Annotated in this window: 16 protein-coding genes; all 16 read right to left on the reverse strand. The window is 33.9% G+C overall.

Going from position 1 to position 17,748, the window contains the following annotated elements; translation table 11 throughout:
* Window positions 1-10: 10 nt before the first annotated feature.
* Entirely contained in the window at window positions 11-1,297 is a 1,287-nt protein-coding gene (gene rseP, locus JVU85_RS03010; protein ID WP_021458855.1) for an RIP metalloprotease RseP, read from the reverse strand.
* Between the two features lie 341 nt (window positions 1,298-1,638).
* Complete coding sequence (locus tag JVU85_RS03015; protein ID WP_031266489.1) at window positions 1,639-2,421, reverse strand: phosphatidate cytidylyltransferase; 783 nt, start codon at window positions 2,419-2,421, stop codon at window positions 1,639-1,641.
* Window positions 2,422-2,437: 16 nt separating this feature from the next.
* Window positions 2,438-3,202 (reverse strand): isoprenyl transferase, encoded by a 765-nt coding sequence (locus tag JVU85_RS03020; protein ID WP_002510985.1) that lies wholly within the window; start codon window positions 3,200-3,202, stop codon window positions 2,438-2,440.
* A 253-nt stretch (window positions 3,203-3,455) separates the two neighbouring features.
* Window positions 3,456-4,010: a ribosome recycling factor gene (gene frr, locus JVU85_RS03025; RefSeq protein ID WP_167867919.1), complete on the reverse strand. Its 555-nt coding sequence runs from the start codon at window positions 4,008-4,010 to the stop codon at window positions 3,456-3,458.
* 15 nt (window positions 4,011-4,025) lie between these two features.
* The gene (pyrH, locus tag JVU85_RS03030; protein ID WP_002510983.1) at window positions 4,026-4,748 is read right to left on the reverse strand and encodes a UMP kinase; all 723 of its coding nucleotides are present in this window, start codon (window positions 4,746-4,748) and stop codon (window positions 4,026-4,028) included.
* A 135-nt stretch (window positions 4,749-4,883) separates the two neighbouring features.
* Window positions 4,884-5,762 carry a translation elongation factor Ts gene (tsf, locus tag JVU85_RS03035; protein WP_204172077.1) on the reverse strand — a complete coding sequence of 293 codons (879 nt, stop codon included), beginning with the start codon at window positions 5,760-5,762 and terminating at the stop codon, window positions 4,884-4,886.
* 92 nt (window positions 5,763-5,854) lie between these two features.
* Window positions 5,855-6,646 (reverse strand): 30S ribosomal protein S2, encoded by a 792-nt coding sequence (gene rpsB / locus JVU85_RS03040; RefSeq protein ID WP_021458857.1) that lies wholly within the window; start codon window positions 6,644-6,646, stop codon window positions 5,855-5,857.
* 219 nt (window positions 6,647-6,865) lie between these two features.
* Window positions 6,866-7,639, reverse strand: a complete 774-nt coding sequence (gene codY / locus JVU85_RS03045; RefSeq protein ID WP_002510981.1) for a GTP-sensing pleiotropic transcriptional regulator CodY — start codon at window positions 7,637-7,639, stop codon at window positions 6,866-6,868.
* A gap of 25 nt (window positions 7,640-7,664) precedes the next feature.
* Window positions 7,665-9,068, reverse strand: coding sequence for an ATP-dependent protease ATPase subunit HslU (hslU, locus tag JVU85_RS03050; protein WP_021458858.1), 1,404 nt, complete (start codon window positions 9,066-9,068; stop codon window positions 7,665-7,667).
* A 115-nt stretch (window positions 9,069-9,183) separates the two neighbouring features.
* The gene (gene hslV, locus JVU85_RS03055) at window positions 9,184-9,726 is read right to left on the reverse strand and encodes an ATP-dependent protease subunit HslV (RefSeq protein WP_021458859.1); all 543 of its coding nucleotides are present in this window, start codon (window positions 9,724-9,726) and stop codon (window positions 9,184-9,186) included.
* Window positions 9,727-9,728: 2 nt separating this feature from the next.
* Window positions 9,729-10,619: a tyrosine recombinase XerC gene (gene xerC, locus JVU85_RS03060; RefSeq protein ID WP_021458860.1), complete on the reverse strand. Its 891-nt coding sequence runs from the start codon at window positions 10,617-10,619 to the stop codon at window positions 9,729-9,731.
* Window positions 10,620-10,727: 108 nt separating this feature from the next.
* Window positions 10,728-12,035 (reverse strand): FADH(2)-oxidizing methylenetetrahydrofolate--tRNA-(uracil(54)-C(5))-methyltransferase TrmFO, encoded by a 1,308-nt coding sequence (gene trmFO, locus JVU85_RS03065; RefSeq protein WP_002510977.1) that lies wholly within the window; start codon window positions 12,033-12,035, stop codon window positions 10,728-10,730.
* 174 nt (window positions 12,036-12,209) lie between these two features.
* The gene (topA, locus tag JVU85_RS03070) at window positions 12,210-14,276 is read right to left on the reverse strand and encodes a type I DNA topoisomerase (protein WP_021458862.1); all 2,067 of its coding nucleotides are present in this window, start codon (window positions 14,274-14,276) and stop codon (window positions 12,210-12,212) included.
* A gap of 212 nt (window positions 14,277-14,488) precedes the next feature.
* Entirely contained in the window at window positions 14,489-15,364 is an 876-nt protein-coding gene (dprA, locus tag JVU85_RS03075; RefSeq protein ID WP_021458863.1) for a DNA-processing protein DprA, read from the reverse strand.
* A 220-nt stretch (window positions 15,365-15,584) separates the two neighbouring features.
* Window positions 15,585-16,493: a succinate--CoA ligase subunit alpha gene (gene sucD, locus JVU85_RS03080; RefSeq protein WP_002510975.1), complete on the reverse strand. Its 909-nt coding sequence runs from the start codon at window positions 16,491-16,493 to the stop codon at window positions 15,585-15,587.
* Between the two features lie 21 nt (window positions 16,494-16,514).
* Window positions 16,515-17,681 (reverse strand): ADP-forming succinate--CoA ligase subunit beta, encoded by a 1,167-nt coding sequence (gene sucC / locus JVU85_RS03085; RefSeq protein ID WP_002510974.1) that lies wholly within the window; start codon window positions 17,679-17,681, stop codon window positions 16,515-16,517.
* Between the last annotated feature and the right edge of the window lie 67 nt (window positions 17,682-17,748).

A 17,748-nucleotide genomic window follows, 5' to 3' on the forward strand; every position in this document is an offset into this window, starting at 1 on the left:
CCTCCTAATCTTATAAGAAATAACGTTGTATATCATTCCACGTTACTAATACCATAATTATTAAAACAAAGACTGCGCCAATAGCTACGATCGTTGTTTCAGCTTTTTTATTTACAGGTTTTCTAAAAATAGCTTCATAAATAACAAATAAAATTCGGCCACCATCTAACGCCGGAATTGGTAACAAGTTCATTAAACCTAAGTTAACACTTAATAATGCAGTCCATGAAATTAAATTAATAATACCAGTTTTCACCACTGAATCTACCGAGTGATAAATACCTACCGGACCATTTAACATGTCGAATGAGAAATTACCTGTAAAAATACTTGCTATCATACTTACAATCGCAGTAAATATCAATTTACCAGCTTCTACAGATTGTGTAATTCCTGACAGTATCGGCTTAAATATTGTATGTTCTGTTTGAGATTCAAAACCTAAAATATATCGTGTTTCTGTTTTAGTTTTTGTTAATTGCTGTTCTATTTTCTTTGGTTTTATATTTAAATTTTCGGTTTTACCATCTCGTTTAATGGTAAGTTGCGTTGTTTTGTCTTTATTGTCTTGCAATGCCTCATCTATATCACTTTTATCATCTATATTATGACTACCAATCTTTACAATTGTATCGTCACTTTGCAAGCCAGCTTTATCGGCTGGTGAATTCCCTTGTACATTATCTACTGTATTGGTTGGTGTTCCTTGATAATAGGCAAGTCCAATAAACAATGCTAAAGTAAGCAAGAAATTGAAAAGTGGCCCAGCAAATAGTGTAAGGAATTTTTGATATGGCTTTTTATATGTGAATTGACGATTACGTGGCGCAATTTGAATTAAACTTCCATGTTCCACAAAATAAGCTTTTTTCGCAATATTAAAATGATGACGTTCTTGATCATGTGCAGTGACACCTTCAATAAACATGCCAGCTTTAAAATCGCACTGTTTTACTTCTAACGCTTCGATTTGTTGAAACTTGTGTTGGTCATCTAAAATAATGTGCGTAATTTCATCTTGCTCATTTGTTTTTATTTTAACATGCATACCAGGTTGGACTGGCGGTTCTTCTAAACCATCTCCAGCCATACGAACATAACCACCAACCGGCAATAATCTAATCGTATATAATGTTTCATTTTTTCTAAAACTAAAAATTTTCGGCCCCATACCTATGGCAAATTCAGGACACATAATACCCGCTCTTTTAGCGAAAAACATATGTCCATACTCATGAACAGATACGAGTACACCAAAAACGACAATAAATGCAAATATCGTTACTAAGAAACTCAAATTAACTACACCTCGTATTTTTATTTAAGATTATGTTTAAATGTGTGTTACAACCTGTCTAAATCATTCAAGTTGAACAGTAATTGTATCATGTTATACACATGAATATTATTATAACACTTCATTAGTTAAGCAATTTTCACACTAACATTAAAGTACTTTACTATGAATCAGTGACTATTAAATTTCACCTTGTTAAAAGGAGTTAAGAAATAAAATAACTTTACAATGACTGTTAGTTATTTTACCTCATTAACTCCTTCGCTACAACTTTATAAACATTATTCAATTTTATTTCCATACGAGTGCAGATCATTTAACTTGAACTATTTCATTAACTCCTACACTTGTATCAATAAAATGTTAACGAGTGGTAATACAAACATAAAGCTATCAAAACGATCTAATATCCCACCATGTCCTGGTAACAATCTACCAGAATCTTTTACACCAAAGTGGCGTTTGAATCCTGATTCTACTAAATCACCTAATTGTCCAAATGCACTTAAGATAATTGTGATTATCAGTAATAACCATGTTACAGTTTGAAAATCCACAAATAAAATCATTATTAATGGCACCAATAAACTACAGAATAATCCACCAATAAATCCTTCTATCGTTTTGTTAGGGCTAATTACAGGCCATAATTTATGCTTGCCCATTAAGCGTCCAAAAATATATGCACCAGTATCAGTTAACCACACAACTAAAAATGCAAACAATATGAAGTGTAATCCTTCAGAGCGAGTTTCATACAAATACATAAAACCTATTCCTACGTATGCCACTGACATCAAACAGAAAGCTGCATCCATAAAGCTGAATCTGTTTTTAGATAATACTGTATAACTTAAAAGTATAAAACTAATCGCAATTAAAGATTTTAATTGAAAGTCATTGACCCACGTGCCAGCATCTTGCGGCAACATAATAATTAATATACCTAGTGCACATATGATACCAGGAACTGATAAAAACTTAATCATATTCATATTCAACAATTCTTTTAATCCAATAAAAGCAAGCAAATACGAAAACAACATCAGTATGAATCCACCCTTTAGTAGTATAGGTAGAAAGACAATAAGGGCAACTATCGCAGTTAAAGTTCTAACTTTCATACTATTCTCCTATCTTTTATAGCCCACCAAAACGTCTCTGGCGTGACTGATAAATTTTTATACAATTTTCTAATTCATTTTTATCAAAATCTGGCCACAGTTTCTCATTAAATATAAATTCACTATATGACACTTGCCAAATTAAAAAATTACTAATACGTTGTTCTCCAGATGTTCTAATTAATAAGTCAGGATCTGGATACTTATTAGTAAATAAATGTTCTGAAATTAATGCTTCAGTAATGTCTTCAGCACATGCTTGTTCTTTTGACAACTGTTCGTATAGTGATTTCACACTATGCACAATTTCCGCGCGTCCGCCATAATTAATTGCAAAAATTAATTTCATGCCCGTATTATTTTTCGTATCTTCTTTCGCCTTATCAATGGCTTTTAATGTTGAAGAAGGTAAATTATCGATGAATCCAATTGTTTCTACTTTAACATTGTTTTCGATTAATTCAGGCAAAAATGTTTTCAAAAAGTTTACAGGCAAATTCATAATATAATTAACTTCACTTTCAGGTCTTGACCAATTCTCTGTCGAAAACGCATAAAGTGTTAAATACTTAATTCCCATATCACTTGCGGCTTTAGTAATTTTCTTTACTGTTTGCATGCCCTCATAGTGGCCTTTAATACGTGGTAATTTTCGTTTTTTTGCCCAACGACCATTACCATCCATAATAATCGCAATATGTTCTGGTATATTATGTAAGTCTGAATCACTATGTTCTTGAATTGACTGTGATTTCTTCTTATTTTTAAGATTTTTAAACATGGTATTTCCTCCGAGCATGGTCATCTCTGTATATTATAATAGCTTATTTATACAATTATCTACCATTTTATCATAATAAATAAGTACGTTGCATAAACAAATAAAAAACTGTACCAAAGTCTGATTTGATACAGTCCATATATAACATAATACTCTCTACACTTGTATGAAAGCATTATTACACATGCTAGTTTCAAATACGTATACTAACTTATGCATGAACAAATCGTCATCGGTACAGTAATAACCATGATTATACTGACATAATATCGTTTTCTTTTTCTTCTAACAGTCTGTCAACTTCTTTAATAGAATCATCAGTTAATTTTTGAACATCATCTGTTTGTGATCTTAAATCATCTTCAGTGATATCGCCATCTTTTTCTTGTTTTTTCAAGTAGTCGTTTGAGTCACGACGCACGTTACGAATAGCAACTTTCGCATTTTCAGCGATTTTTTTAACTTCTTTAACTAACTCTTTACGTCGTTCTTCAGTTAAAGCTGGAACTGAAATTCGGATTACTTCACCATCACTTGAAGGATTTACACCTAAATTAGCAGCGATGATTGCTTTTTCTACATCTGCAACTGATGATTTATCATAAGGTGAAATAACTAATAAACGTGCTTCTGGTACATTGATACTCGCTAATTGTTGAACTGGTGTTGGCGCTCCGTAATAATCTACAGTTACACCATTTAGTAGATTTGAGTTGGCTCTACCTGCACTAATGTTAGCTAATTCTCTAGAAAAACTGTCTATAGTCTTTGTCATCTTACTTTTAGTGTCGTTAATTATGTCACTCATTTTTTACACCTCAAATTATTTTGTAATTAATGTTCCTATTTTCTCGCCCATTACAGCACGTTTAATGTTTCCTTCTTCCATAATTGAGAAGACATTTAATGGAATATTATTATCCATACAGAAAGAAGAAGCAGTTGAATCCATTACTTGTAACCCTTCTTGTAACATTTGGATATGTGTTAAATGTTCGTATTTAATCGCATCTTTGTCGATTTTCGGATCTGCAGAATAAACACCATCAACATTATTTTTACCCATTAAAATTACATCAGCTTCTACTTCAGCTGCACGCAATGCCGCTGTTGTATCTGTAGAGAAATATGGATTACCAATACCAGCAGCAAAAATGACTACTCTCTTTTTCTCTAGGTGTCTAATCGCACGTCTACGAATATATGGTTCTGCTACTTGTTTCATTTCGATAGATGTAAGTACTCGAGTATCACACTCTAGTTGTTCTAAACTATCTTGTAATGCTAATGCATTCATTACTGTAGCTAACATACCCATATAATCAGCCGTACCACGGTCCATTCCTAAATCGGCACCTGTTTTACCTCTCCAAATATTACCTCCACCTACAATTACAGCGATTTCACAATCCATCTTTGCAACTTCAGCAACTTGACTCGCAACACTTTTAATTATCATAGGGTTAATACCACTACCCTTATCACCTGCAAGTGCTTCTCCACTTAATTTTAAAACAACACGTTTGTATTTTGAAGTTTCAGCCATTGTCTTATCCTCTCTATTGTAATGATATGTAATTGATACAAGTAAAGAAGACACAATAGGTCTTCCAATACAAAAGGTTGTCTTTTATACGGAGGCACAAAAGGTGTCTTCTTTCTTGTTCAACATTATGAAAGATTATTTCATTTGCCCTTTAACTTCATCAGCAAAGTTTTCTTCACGTTTTTCCATACCTTCGCCTACTTCATAACGTACGAAGTCAACAAGTTTTCCACATTTAGATTTTAAGTAAGCTTCAACTGTTTGATCTGGATCTTTTACGAAGTTTTGGTCTACAGCACAAATTTCTTGTAAATATTTACGTAAACGACCTTCTACCATTTTTTCAACGATATTTTCTGGTTTACCTTCATTTAATGCTTGTTGTTTTAATACATCTCTTTCGTGAGCAATTTCATCTTCATTAACTTGTTCAGATGAAACATATTTAGGGTTAATAGCTGCGATATGCATAGCAACATCTTTAGCAGCTTCTTCGTCTGTTGTACCTTCAACAACTGTAAGCACACCAATACGTCCGCCCATATGTTTGTAACTACCGAAAGCATCGTTATCAGTTTTAGTTTTCATTGCGAAACGACGAATGCTTAATTTTTCTCCAATTGTAGCAATTGATTCTTTCATGCGCTCATCTACTGATTTACCATCAGCTAATTTAGTTTCAAGTAAAGCTTCTACAGAATCAACTTTTGTTTCAAGTACTTGTGTAGCAACTTCTTTAACTAATGCTTGGAAACCTTCGTTACGAGCAACAAAGTCAGTTTCTGAGTTAATTTCAACGATTGCTGCATCGTTTCCTTTAACTTCTACATGTACTAAGCCTTCTGCTGCGATACGATCAGCTTTTTTAGCTGCTTTAGAGATACCTTTTTCACGTAAGTAATCAATTGCTTTATCAATATCTCCATCAGTTTCAGTTAACGCTTTTTTACAGTCCATCATACCAGCGCCAGTTTTTTCACGTAATTCTTTAACAAGTTTAGCTGAAATTGCCATTTCGAATTCCTCCATTATTTCATGAATTATAATATTTATTTTTAAAAAAAGGTGATAAGCTTCATTATCTTATCACCCATTTTACATTATTCTTAGTTTGATTCAACAGAAGTGTCTTCTTCAGTTGATGCTGATTCAGTAGCTTCTTCTTTTGATTCTTCTAAATCAATATTTTGTTCAGCTGCTACTTCTTCATTAGATACACCTTGTTGACCTTCTAAGACTGCATCTGCCATTTTACCAGTTAATAATTTAACGGCACGGATAGCATCATCGTTTGCTGGGATAACGTAATCGATTTCGTCAGGATCACAGTTTGTATCCACGATACCTACGATTGGGATGTTAAGTTTACGTGCTTCAGCAATTGCGTTACGCTCTTTACGAGGGTCAACAACAAATAATGCTTGAGGCATAGATTTCATATCACGAATACCACCTAAGAATTTGTTTAAGCGGTCATATTCTTTTTTAAGTTCTACTACTTCTTTTTTAGGTAATACTTCGAACAAGCCATCTTCTTCCATTTTTTCAATTTCAGAAATACGTTTGATACGTTTAGAAATTGTTTTATAGTTAGTTAAAATACCACCTAACCATCTTTGGTTTACGTAAAATTGACCAGCACGTTCTGCTTCAGCTTTAACTGATTCTTGTGCTTGTTTTTTAGTACCAACAAATAGTACACGTCCACCATCTTCAGAGATTTGCTTGATGAAGTTATAAGCTTCTTCAACTTTTTTCACTGTTTTTTGTAAATCGATAATGTAGATACCATTTCTTTCAGTGAAAATGTATCTTTTCATTTTAGGGTTCCAACGGCGTGTTTGATGACCGAAATGAACACCTGCTTCTAGTAATTGTTTCATTGAAATTACTGCCATAATTAAAATCCTCCTATTGGTTTTTACCTCCATAAACAGCTCGTATAAACACGACGTATTAACAGCGCACCCTTTATACTTCTACTGTTTATGTGCGTATTGGCTCTTTAGCCGTTATTAAATATATCATAAGAAAATATATAAAGCAATAAAATAATATTAAAGATTTTCAAATTAAAAACGACGCATTGTAAAATATTACGTCGTTTTTAGTCTTAATTATTTAAAGCGCGATAGTTCATCTAAGAACTTTTCTTTCTTAACTTTGATAAATGTCCCTTTCATTCCTAAAGAACGAGACTCTATAACTCCGGCACTTTCAAGTTTTCTTAACGCATTTACAATTACTGATCTAGTAATACCTACACGATCAGCTACTTTAGAAGCGATTAATAATCCTTCTTTGCCTCCAAGCTCTTCAAAGATATGATCGATAGCTTCACTCTCTGAGTAAGATAAAGAATTTATCGCCATATTAATTGCAGCTTTGTCTCTAGCTTCTTGTTCTACTTCGTTATGTTTTTCACGTAGAATTTCCATACCGATTACTGTCGCTGCATATTCACCTAAGACTAAATCATTTTCTGAGAAGTCATCTTGTACACGTCCAAGTACAAGTGTACCTAAACGTTCTCCCCCACCTAAGATTGGGAAAATAGTTGTTTTACTTTGTGCAAATAATTCTTGGTTTTCTGGTGGGAAAACTGTTAATACGTTTGTAATATCGATGTTAGATTGAGTTTCTTTTACATCCATTAATTTGTCTGTATACTCTGCTGGAATGTGACGATTTTCGAGCATTTGAATAATACGTTCATTTTTTAATAGTTCATTTAAACTTGATCCTAAAATTTTTCCTTTTCTAGATACGATAAATACGTTTGTCACTGTTACGCTACTAATCGTTTGCGCCATGTCCTTAAAATCAACTGCAATACCTTTATGCTTTTGTAAAAGTGTATTAAGTTCTCTTGTTTTTGATAATAGACTCATTATTGCTTCTCCTTTTTAATTTAAATTATAAAATAAATGCACTTAAATCCTTATTAGTTGAAATAGATTTTAATTTATCGTCCACATATTGTGGTGTAATATCGACAACAGCATTTGGCATATTTGGTGCTTCGTACGATAAATCTTCTAACATTTTTTCTAAAATGGTGTGTAAGCGTCTAGCGCCAATATTATCTGTATCTTGATTTACTTGGTGGGCAATTTCCGCTAATCGTTGAACAGCATCTGCAGTGAAATTAACTGTTACATCTTCTGTTTGTAATAAGGCTTCATACTGTTTAATAAGTGATAGCTTAGGCTCAGTTAATATACTCACAAAATCAGATACTGATAAGCTTTCTAATTCAACACGAATTGGAAATCTACCTTGCAATTCAGGAATTAAATCACTTGGTTTTGATACGTGAAAGGCTCCAGCACCTATAAACAGCATATGCTCGGTGCTTACAGTACCATATTTAGTCTGAACCATGCCACCCTCAACAATCGGTAAAATATCACGTTGTACACCTTGTCGTGAAACATCTTGGCCAGAATTTTGGTTGCTTGTTGCAACTTTATCTATTTCATCGATAAAAATGATACCCATTTGCTCTGCTAAACTAATTGCTTCTTGATTCGCAGTTTCTTGGTCAATGAGCTCATCTGCAAATTCATCTGCAAGAATTTTACGTGCTGTTTTAACCGGAACTTCTCGTTCTACTTTTTTCTTAGGCATAAGTTGATTCATCATATCTTGCATTTGCTGATTTTGGTTAGTACCAAGCATACCCATGGCACCTGGATCTTGTTCAACTTTAATTCTAACTTTTTCTTCTTCAAGTTTACCTTTCAACAGTTCACTTTTAATTTCAGATCTTTTAGTTTTAATTTCTTCTGTAGGTGGTTCCTCTTCTTCTTCGTTATTTTGACCAAAGTTTGACATGGCACCACCAAATAGTGATTCTAACGGATTAGATGTTTGACTTGCTTTCTTCTTCATACTCGGAACAAGCAGTTTCACTAGTTTATCATTAGCTTTTTGCTCAGCTTCGTCTTTAACTAATAATTTCTTTTGTTCTTTAACTAAACGAATAGCAACATCAACTAAATCTCTAACCATACTTTCAACATCACGACCAACATAGCCTACTTCTGTAAATTTAGTTGCTTCAACTTTAATAAAAGGTGCGCCTACAATTTTAGCCATTCGACGGGCAATTTCTGTTTTCCCAACACCTGTTGGTCCAATCATTAAAATATTTTTAGGTGCAATTTCTTGTTTTTCCTCGTCTGAAAGCAAGCTCCTTCTATAACGATTGCGCAATGCTATGGCTACTTTTCGTTTGGCATCATGTTGACCGACAATATATTCATCTAATTTTGATACTATATCTTTCGGTGTTAATTTAATTCCATTATCATCCATAGTAATGATTCCCTCCATCTTCTAAACACAAAAATTGATGTTATAACAACGAATTACTTTAGAATTAATTTCAAATTTCATGTAATTCTGATTTTTTTACGTTAAACAACTATGACTATAATTCTTCTACTATAATTTGGTCATTCGTAAATACACAAATGTCAGATGCAACTTTTAGACTTTCATAGGCCATTTCTTTAGCTGTCATATGTGTCGCATGTCGTTTCAAAGCTCTTCCTGCACTCAAAGCATAGTTACCACCTGAGCCAATTGCGATTAGATTGTCATCTGGAGCTATAACTTCACCAGTACCACTAACTACAAGAATAGAAGTTTTATCCATCACAATTAACATGGCTTCTAATTGTCTCAATTGTTTATCTCCACGCCACTCTTGAGCTAATTCCACAGCAGCACGTTCTAAATTACCACTAAATTGTTGGAGTTTAGTCTCAAATTTTTCAAATAATGTAAAAGCATCTGCCACACTACCAGCAAAACCAGCAAGAACTTTACCATCGTATAATCTTCTTACTTTTCTAGCAGTTTGCTTCATAATTACTTGTTCTCCCAAAGTCACTTGTCCATCTCCGGCCATAGCAGAATGACCATTGTGTTGCACAGCATAAATTGTTGTTGCATGTAATGAAGTACTCATTGTTAACTCTCCTTTTTTGCACGTGGATGTGCATTTAAATATACTTTCTTTAATTGCTCATTTGATACGTGAGTATATCGTCCCGTCGTAGACAGGTTTACATGTCCTAATAATGATTGTACAGTTCTTAAATCCGCACCCTGATTCAACATATGTGTCGCGAATGTATGACGTAATTTGTGGGGATGTATTTCTGTAACTCCTGCCGTTCTTTTTACCACATCATTTAATACATAACGTACACCACGCTCAGTAATAGGTGCCCCATTCATATTAACTAATAAAAAGTCATGATTACTATTTAGTTTAGGTTTAAATTCCTGCAAGTAAACTTCAATACTTTGTCTACAAAACTCACCAAAAGGTACAAATCGTTCTTTATGACCTTTTCCTAACACCTTAACTCCTGGCGTCTGCATATCTAAGTTTTGTATTTTAATATTTACCAATTCTGATACACGAATACCTGTAGCATATAGTAATTCTAATATCACCCTGTCTCTCATACCTTTTTTAGCATCAGTCGAAACAGTTTGAAATAATGCTTCCATTTCTTCTTCATAAAAAAAGTGGGGTAAATATTGTTCTTTTTTAGGGTGTACAAGCTGAACAAATGGATTCACAACTGTCTCATCTTGTGTCATCCAGTATTCATAAAAACTTCTCAGCGTTGAAATTTTACGCGAAACTGTAGTTCTTTTCAAGTTTTTTGAATATAAAAAACTTAAAAAGTTTCTTGCGTCTTTATATTCAAACGTATTTAAATTCAAATATTCTTGCTCTAAAAATGAATTGAATTGCACAATATCGTCATAATATGACTTTAGTGTATGTTCAGAAAATTGACGTTCTACTTTTAACATATAAAGATACGCTTCTTGAATTGTTTCCAATAAAAACCCCTCCATCATGTAGCATTGTAGCATATTGTTGGAGGGGACTGCTAAAAATAACTATTAAATTGTGTCTAATATTCATAATTTTCCGAACACTGTATACAGTTATAATGTTTGTTTGTAGTGTTCTAAATAAGATAATGCACGATGAGCTAATGTTTCATAACGTTCTTTCTTATCTTTAATACGATTTTCTAAGGCAGGCAATAATCCAAAGTTCGCATTCATAGGTTGGAAGTTTTTTTCATTTTTCGCATGCGAAATATAATAAGCCATACTACCAATCATTGTTTCTCGTGGAAAAATAACTTCAGCTTTATCTTGCAATTTGTGCGCAACATTTATACCAGCTAATAAACCACTAGCTGCACTTTCAACATAACCTTCTACACCTGTCATTTGACCTGCGAAGTATAATCCGTCTCTACCTTTTAATGCATATGTTTCCGACAATACATCCGGTGAATTGATAAATGTATTTCTATGCATCACACCATAACGTACAATATCAACATTTTCTAAGCCAGGTATTAAACGGATTACCTCTTTTTGAGCGCCCCATTTTAAATGAGTTTGGAAACCAACAATATTATATAAAGTACCAGCGGCATCATCTTGACGTAACTGTACCACTGCATATGGTCTTTCACCTGTTTTAGGATCTTCTAAACCAACAGGTTTCATCGGTCCAAAAAGTAAAGTTTTGCGTCCTCGCTCTGCCATTACTTCAAATGGCATACAGCCTTCAAAATATTTCTCTTTTTCAAACTCATTTGTTGGTGCAACTTCAGCTGCTAATAATGCATCGTAAAATCGATTGAATTCTTCTTCGGTCATCGGACAGTTTAAATATGCAGCTTCACCTTTATCATAACGTGATTTTAAATATACTTTGTCCATATCAATTGAATCTTTTTCAACGATTGGGGCAGCAGCATCGTAAAAATACAATTGATCTTTACCAGTCGCTTCCACGATTTCAGCTGCTAGTTTATCTGTTGTTAGTGGTCCCGTTGCAATAATTGTATAACCTTCAGGAATACTATTTATTTCTTCATTTATTACCGTAACATTAGGATGATTTTTTAAAGTTTCAGTGATATAACCAGCAAAATCATGACGATCTACTGCCAATGCTCCGCCAGCTGGCACACGTGCTTTATCTGCAGCTTCGATAATTAAAGAGTTAAGTTGTCTCATCTCTTCTTTTAATACACCTACTGCATTTGTTAATGCATTGCCACGTAAAGAATTAGAACAAACAAGTTCTGCAAACTTATCTGTATGATGTGCAGGTGTCTGTTTAACTGGTCTCATCTCGACTAAATTTACTTTGATGCCTCTTTCAGCAAGTTGAAATGCTGCTTCTGAGCCGGCTAAACCTGCACCTATAACATTGACTGTTTGTGACATATAAAATCCTCCAATACATTAAAATAGCAACTACGATACCAATAGTAATAACATAACTATAAAACTAAAATCATTACTGATATCGTTAGTTGCTTATTGTTATCTTTGATAGTCAAAAGTTAATCCTAATACATATTAACATCTTTCCTATACTAGATAACAGCAATTATTCAATTATTTTTGTACTTCTTCTTTATAATCACAGTTTGAACATACAACCTGACTACTTCTACCTTTTTTGCGTTCTACCAAGTATTCACTACATTTAGGACATTCTCTTCCTACCGGTTTGTCCCAACTAATAAAGTCACACTCTGGATATTTTGAACAACCATAAAACAAGCGATTTTTCTTGGATTTACGTTCTACTACATCGCCTTCTTTACATTTAGGGCAAGTAACACCAATAGGTTTAATGATAGCTTTTGTATTTCTACAATCTGGGAAATTCGAACATGCCATGAATTTACCATAACGCCCCATTTTTATAACCATTGGAGAGCCACAAACTTCGCAATCTTCCCCTGCTGGTTCATCTTTTATTTCAATTTTTTCCATCTCTTCTTCAGCACGTTCTACATCTTGTTTAAAACTACTAAAGAAGTCTCTAATTACTTTCTTCCATTCGATTTCGCCTTCAGCAACTTTATCTAACAATGTTTCCATATTAGCTGTAAAGTCAACATCGATAATTTCCGGGAAGTATTCTTTTACTTGTTCATAAACTATTTCACCAAGTTCTGTTGGTACAAAACGTTTACTTTCATTTTTAACGTAATTACGTTTTTGAATCGTATCAATCGTTGGTGCATAAGTAGATGGTCTACCTATTTTCAATTCTTCTAATGTTTTAACTAATCTTGCTTCAGTATAACGTGGTGGTGGTTGTGTGAAATGTTGTGATGGTTCGATATTTGTAGCTGTAACCATTTCACCTTCATCTATTTTAGGTAATTTATTTTCTTGTTTGTTGTCACCATCATCATTTGCTTCGACGTAAAGTGTCATAAATCCTTTAAACTTGATTGTTTGTCCATTCGCACGAAACTTCAAATCATTTTGTGTTAAATCTAAAGCAACTGTATCTAGAATAGCTGGTGCCATTTGACTTGCTACAAAGCGTTCCCAAATTAATTTATATAAACGGTGTTGATCTCTAGTCAAGAAATCTTTCATTTCATTTGGAGTACGTAATGTACTTGACGGTCTTATAGCTTCGTGGGCATCTTGATCGCCTTGCCCTTTAGCTTTGCGATTTGATGTGTACGTATTACCGTAAGTATCTTGAATATATTGTTTAGCTTCTGCTTTAGCTTGATCTGAAATTCGTGTTGAATCCGTACGCATATAAGTAATCAAACCTACTGTACCTTGTTTTTTCAAATCAATACCTTCATATAATTGTTGCGCTAACATCATCGTTTTACGTGCTTTGAAGTTTAATTTACGCGCTGCTTCTTGTTGTAAAGTAGACGTAGTAAAAGGATTTGATGGATAACGTGTTTTCTCTTTTTTCGTAACTTTCGTTACTTCAAACTGATCGCCATCCAATTGTGTCGTTATTGTTTCAACATCTTGTTTATTTGTTAATTTATATGGTTTATTTTTTAAATGTAAAAATTTAGCGTTAAATTTAGATTTTTTATATCTAAATTCACCTTCAATTTTCCAATATTCTTCTGGCTTAAAGTTTCTAATTTCGTTTTCACGATCAATAATAAGTCGTAAAGCCACCGATTGTACTCTTCCGGCAGACAAACCTTTTTTAACTTTTTTCCATAATACTGGAGATATATTATAACCTACTAAACGGTCTAATATTCTTCTAGCTTGTTGGGCATCCACTAATTGCATTTCAATGCCTCTTGGATGTTTAAAGCTATCTTTCACTGCATCTTTAGTAATTTCGTTAAAGACTACTCGATTTTCATTTGAATCTTCTAAATCTAATATATTAGCTAAATGCCAAGCAATAGCTTCACCTTCACGGTCTGGGTCACTTGCTAAATAAACATTTTTCGCTTTTTTAGCATGTTTTTTTAATTCTTTTACAACAGGACCTTTCCCACGTATTGTAATATATTTGGGTTCATAATCATTATCCACATCTACGCCCATTTGACTACGAGGCAAATCTCGAACATGTCCCATAGATGCTATTACTTTATATTTTTTACCTAAATATTTTTCAATGGTTTTAGCTTTTGCAGGCGATTCAACTATGACTAAATTTTCTGCCAAAGTAGTTCCCCCTTGCACAATTTTTTTACATCTAATTTACAAAGATAAATAATAAACGGTGTATTTTGATTTTGTCAATGTTTTTAATTATTAAATCAATAACAACTATTTATTTACCTAAAGCAAAAAGTGTTAACCTACGCTATTTTCACATTTATTTTTACAAAGTATCTATACATTAGTACATTTATACAATTAATTCAATAAAAATATCAATTTTCCATATAATCAATTAAAATATCTTTCGCACTTAATACAACTTTTGCACCCTGCTGAGCCATATACATATTGCCTTGTGTTAATACATTAAACATATCTCCCGGTGCTACGTATACATCTCTATTTTGGTCTAAAGCACAATCTACAGTAATTTGAGTCCCCGATTTAATAGTTGATTCCGTTATGAACAATCCTTTTGCTAACCCACTAATTAGCCTATTACGTTGTGCAAAGTGATATTTGCGCACTGGCTGAAATGGTGGATATTCACTAATAACCACCCCTATTTGTTCCATCGTTTTCCGTGTACATAAAGTTTCTTTAGGATAATGAACGAGATGTCCAAACGCTAATACTGCAATGGTAGGAATACGATAATCTAATGCTAGCTGATGTGCAATATGATCGGCACCTTTTGCTAAACCTGAAACGACAGTTAAACCATGGTTTTTAAATGCAGGATATAAGTTCTGCAAAACTTTTGTAGTATAGGCACTCGCTTTTCTTGAACCGACGATAGCGATTGTTTGAATGTTGTGCAACAAGTCACGCTGTCCTTGATAAAATAATATAAATGGGGGATCAGTTATTTCCTTTAAAATTTGGGGATAAGCAGTGTGATCAATGGATATTGTGCTAACTTGTGATTGATATAAATGCTGTGCAATATCACTATCATCGAGCGATATAAATTTTTGCAGTGGCTTATGATAGTTATTGATCTTTGTGGTAGTCAGAAACCCTCTCAAAGCAGAGGTTTGTTTGCTGTTATTAATTGTGAAGAAATTAGGAAATTGATTTATTAATTTATAAATTTGTTGGGTAGTTAAGCCACTATAGAGTAATCGTAGATATTGTTTTTGGTACATAACGTTACCTCCTCTACTATGTATTATAGATAAGGCGTTATACTTTCTAATATTACAATTACATTTAACTTTCCACTGAATTGACATCCAATTTTAACAAGTAAAAACACACTGCGACAACACGTTTGTCTTGTGTTGTCACAGTGTGTTACATCGTGAATTTACTGCACCTCAAAAAGCACAAACCCCGACATATTTCGGGATTTGTGCACTCTAAATATTATTGTTTCACAGTTAATAATTGATCATAAATGCCTGCTTCTTTAGCAGCTTCAATTAATGTTGTTCCAATTTCAGATGGTGTATCAGCAGTTTTCACGCCACATTCATTTAATGTTTTGATTTTTTCTGCTGCAGTACCTTTACCACCAGAAATAATGGCACCAGCATGGCCCATACGTTTTCCTGGAGGCGCAGTTTGACCACCTACGAAGCCAACGACTGGTTTAGTCATATTCGCTTTTATCCATTCTGCAGCTTCTTCTTCAGCAGTACCACCAATTTCACCAATCATTACTACTGCTTTTGTTTCATCGTCTTCATTAAATGCTTGTAATACATCGATGAAGTTAGTACCGTTGACAGGGTCGCCACCAATACCTACTGCTGTAGTTTGACCAATACCTTCTTCTGTTAATTGGTGTACAGCTTCATAAGTTAATGTACCTGAACGAGATACAACACCTACGTGACCTTTTTTATGAATGTAACCAGGCATAATACCAATTTTACATTCGTCAGCAGTAATAACACCTGGGCAGTTAGGTCCTACGACACGTGTCTTTTTACCTTCTGCATAACGGTTAACTTTAACCATGTCAACTACAGGAATATGCTCAGTGATGCAGATTGCTAAATCTAATTCAGCTTCAATACATTCTAAAATTGCATCCGCAGCAAACGGTGCTGGTACATAGATTACTGATACATTTGCACCTGTTTGTTCTTTTGCTTCATCTACTGTGTTAAATACTGGTACACCTTCAACAACTTGTCCACCTTTACCAGGTGTTACACCTGCTACAATTTGTGTACCATATTCAAGCATTTGTTTTGTATGGAAAAGGGCAGTAGACCCTGTGATACCTTGTACGATTACTTTTGTATTTTTATCTATAAATACGCTCATCTTAGTGCTCCCATCCTTTCCTTACGCTTCTTTAACGAGTTTAACGATTTTTTGTGCGCCTTCAGCCATAGTTGCAGCAGGTTCAATAGCAAGTCCTGAATCTTTCAAGATTGCTTTACCTTCTTTAACATTTGTACCTTCTAGACGAACTACCAATGGTAATGTTAGTTCTACTTCTTTAACAGCAGCTACAATACCTTCCGCGATAACATCACACTTCATAATACCACCGAAGATATTAACGAAGATACCTTGAACATTATCATCGCCTAAAATAATTTTAAAAGCTTCAGTAACTTTTTCTTTTGTAGCGCCGCCCCCTACATCTAAGAAGTTAGCCGGATTACCGCCGAAGTGATTAATAGTATCCATTGTTGCCATTGCTAAACCTGCACCATTAACCATACAACCAATATCTCCATCTAATGCGATGTAAGATAAATCGTATTTAGAAGCCTCGATTTCTTTCGGATCTTCTTCTTCTAAATCGCGTAATTCTTGGATATCTTTATGTCTAAATAACGCATTGTCATCGAAATTAATTTTTGCATCTAAAGCTAAAACATCACCATCACCTGTAGTTACTAATGGATTAATTTCAACAATTGAACAATCTTTTTCAATAAATACGTTATACAGTGAAATTAAAAATTTCGCTGCTTTATTAATAGACTCTTTTGGAATATTAATATTGAATGCGATTCTTCTAGCTTGATAAGGAGCTAAACCTGTTACCGGATCAATAGTCTCTTTAAAGATTTTTTCCGGTGTATTAGCAGCTACCTCTTCAATTTCAGTACCGCCTTCTTCTGATGCCATAAGTGTTACACGATCTGTCGCACGATCGATAACAAATCCAACATAATATTCTTTTTGAATATCGCAGCCCTCTTCTATGTAAAGGCGTTTAATTTCTTTTCCTTCTGGACCTGTTTGATGAGTTACTAGTTGTTTACCTAGTAATTCATTAGCGTAACTTTCAACTTCAGATAGTGATTTCGCAATTTTTACACCACCAGCTTTACCTCTACCGCCAGCGTGTATTTGTGCTTTTACCACATATACCTCTGAACTTAATTCTTTTGCTTTTTCTACCGCTTCTTCAGCAGTAAATGCTACGCGTCCTTCTGGGACAGCAACGCCCATGGAACGAAAAATTTCTTTACCTTGATACTCGTGGATATTCATTCTCCATCCTCCTGTTTCTTAGGTTAAGTGCATTTCAATTATAAGAAATGTAAGCGCTATTGTAAAC

This window comes from Staphylococcus sp. GDY8P72P (assembly GCF_016890655.1).
GTDB lineage: Bacteria > Bacillota > Bacilli > Staphylococcales > Staphylococcaceae > Staphylococcus > Staphylococcus arlettae.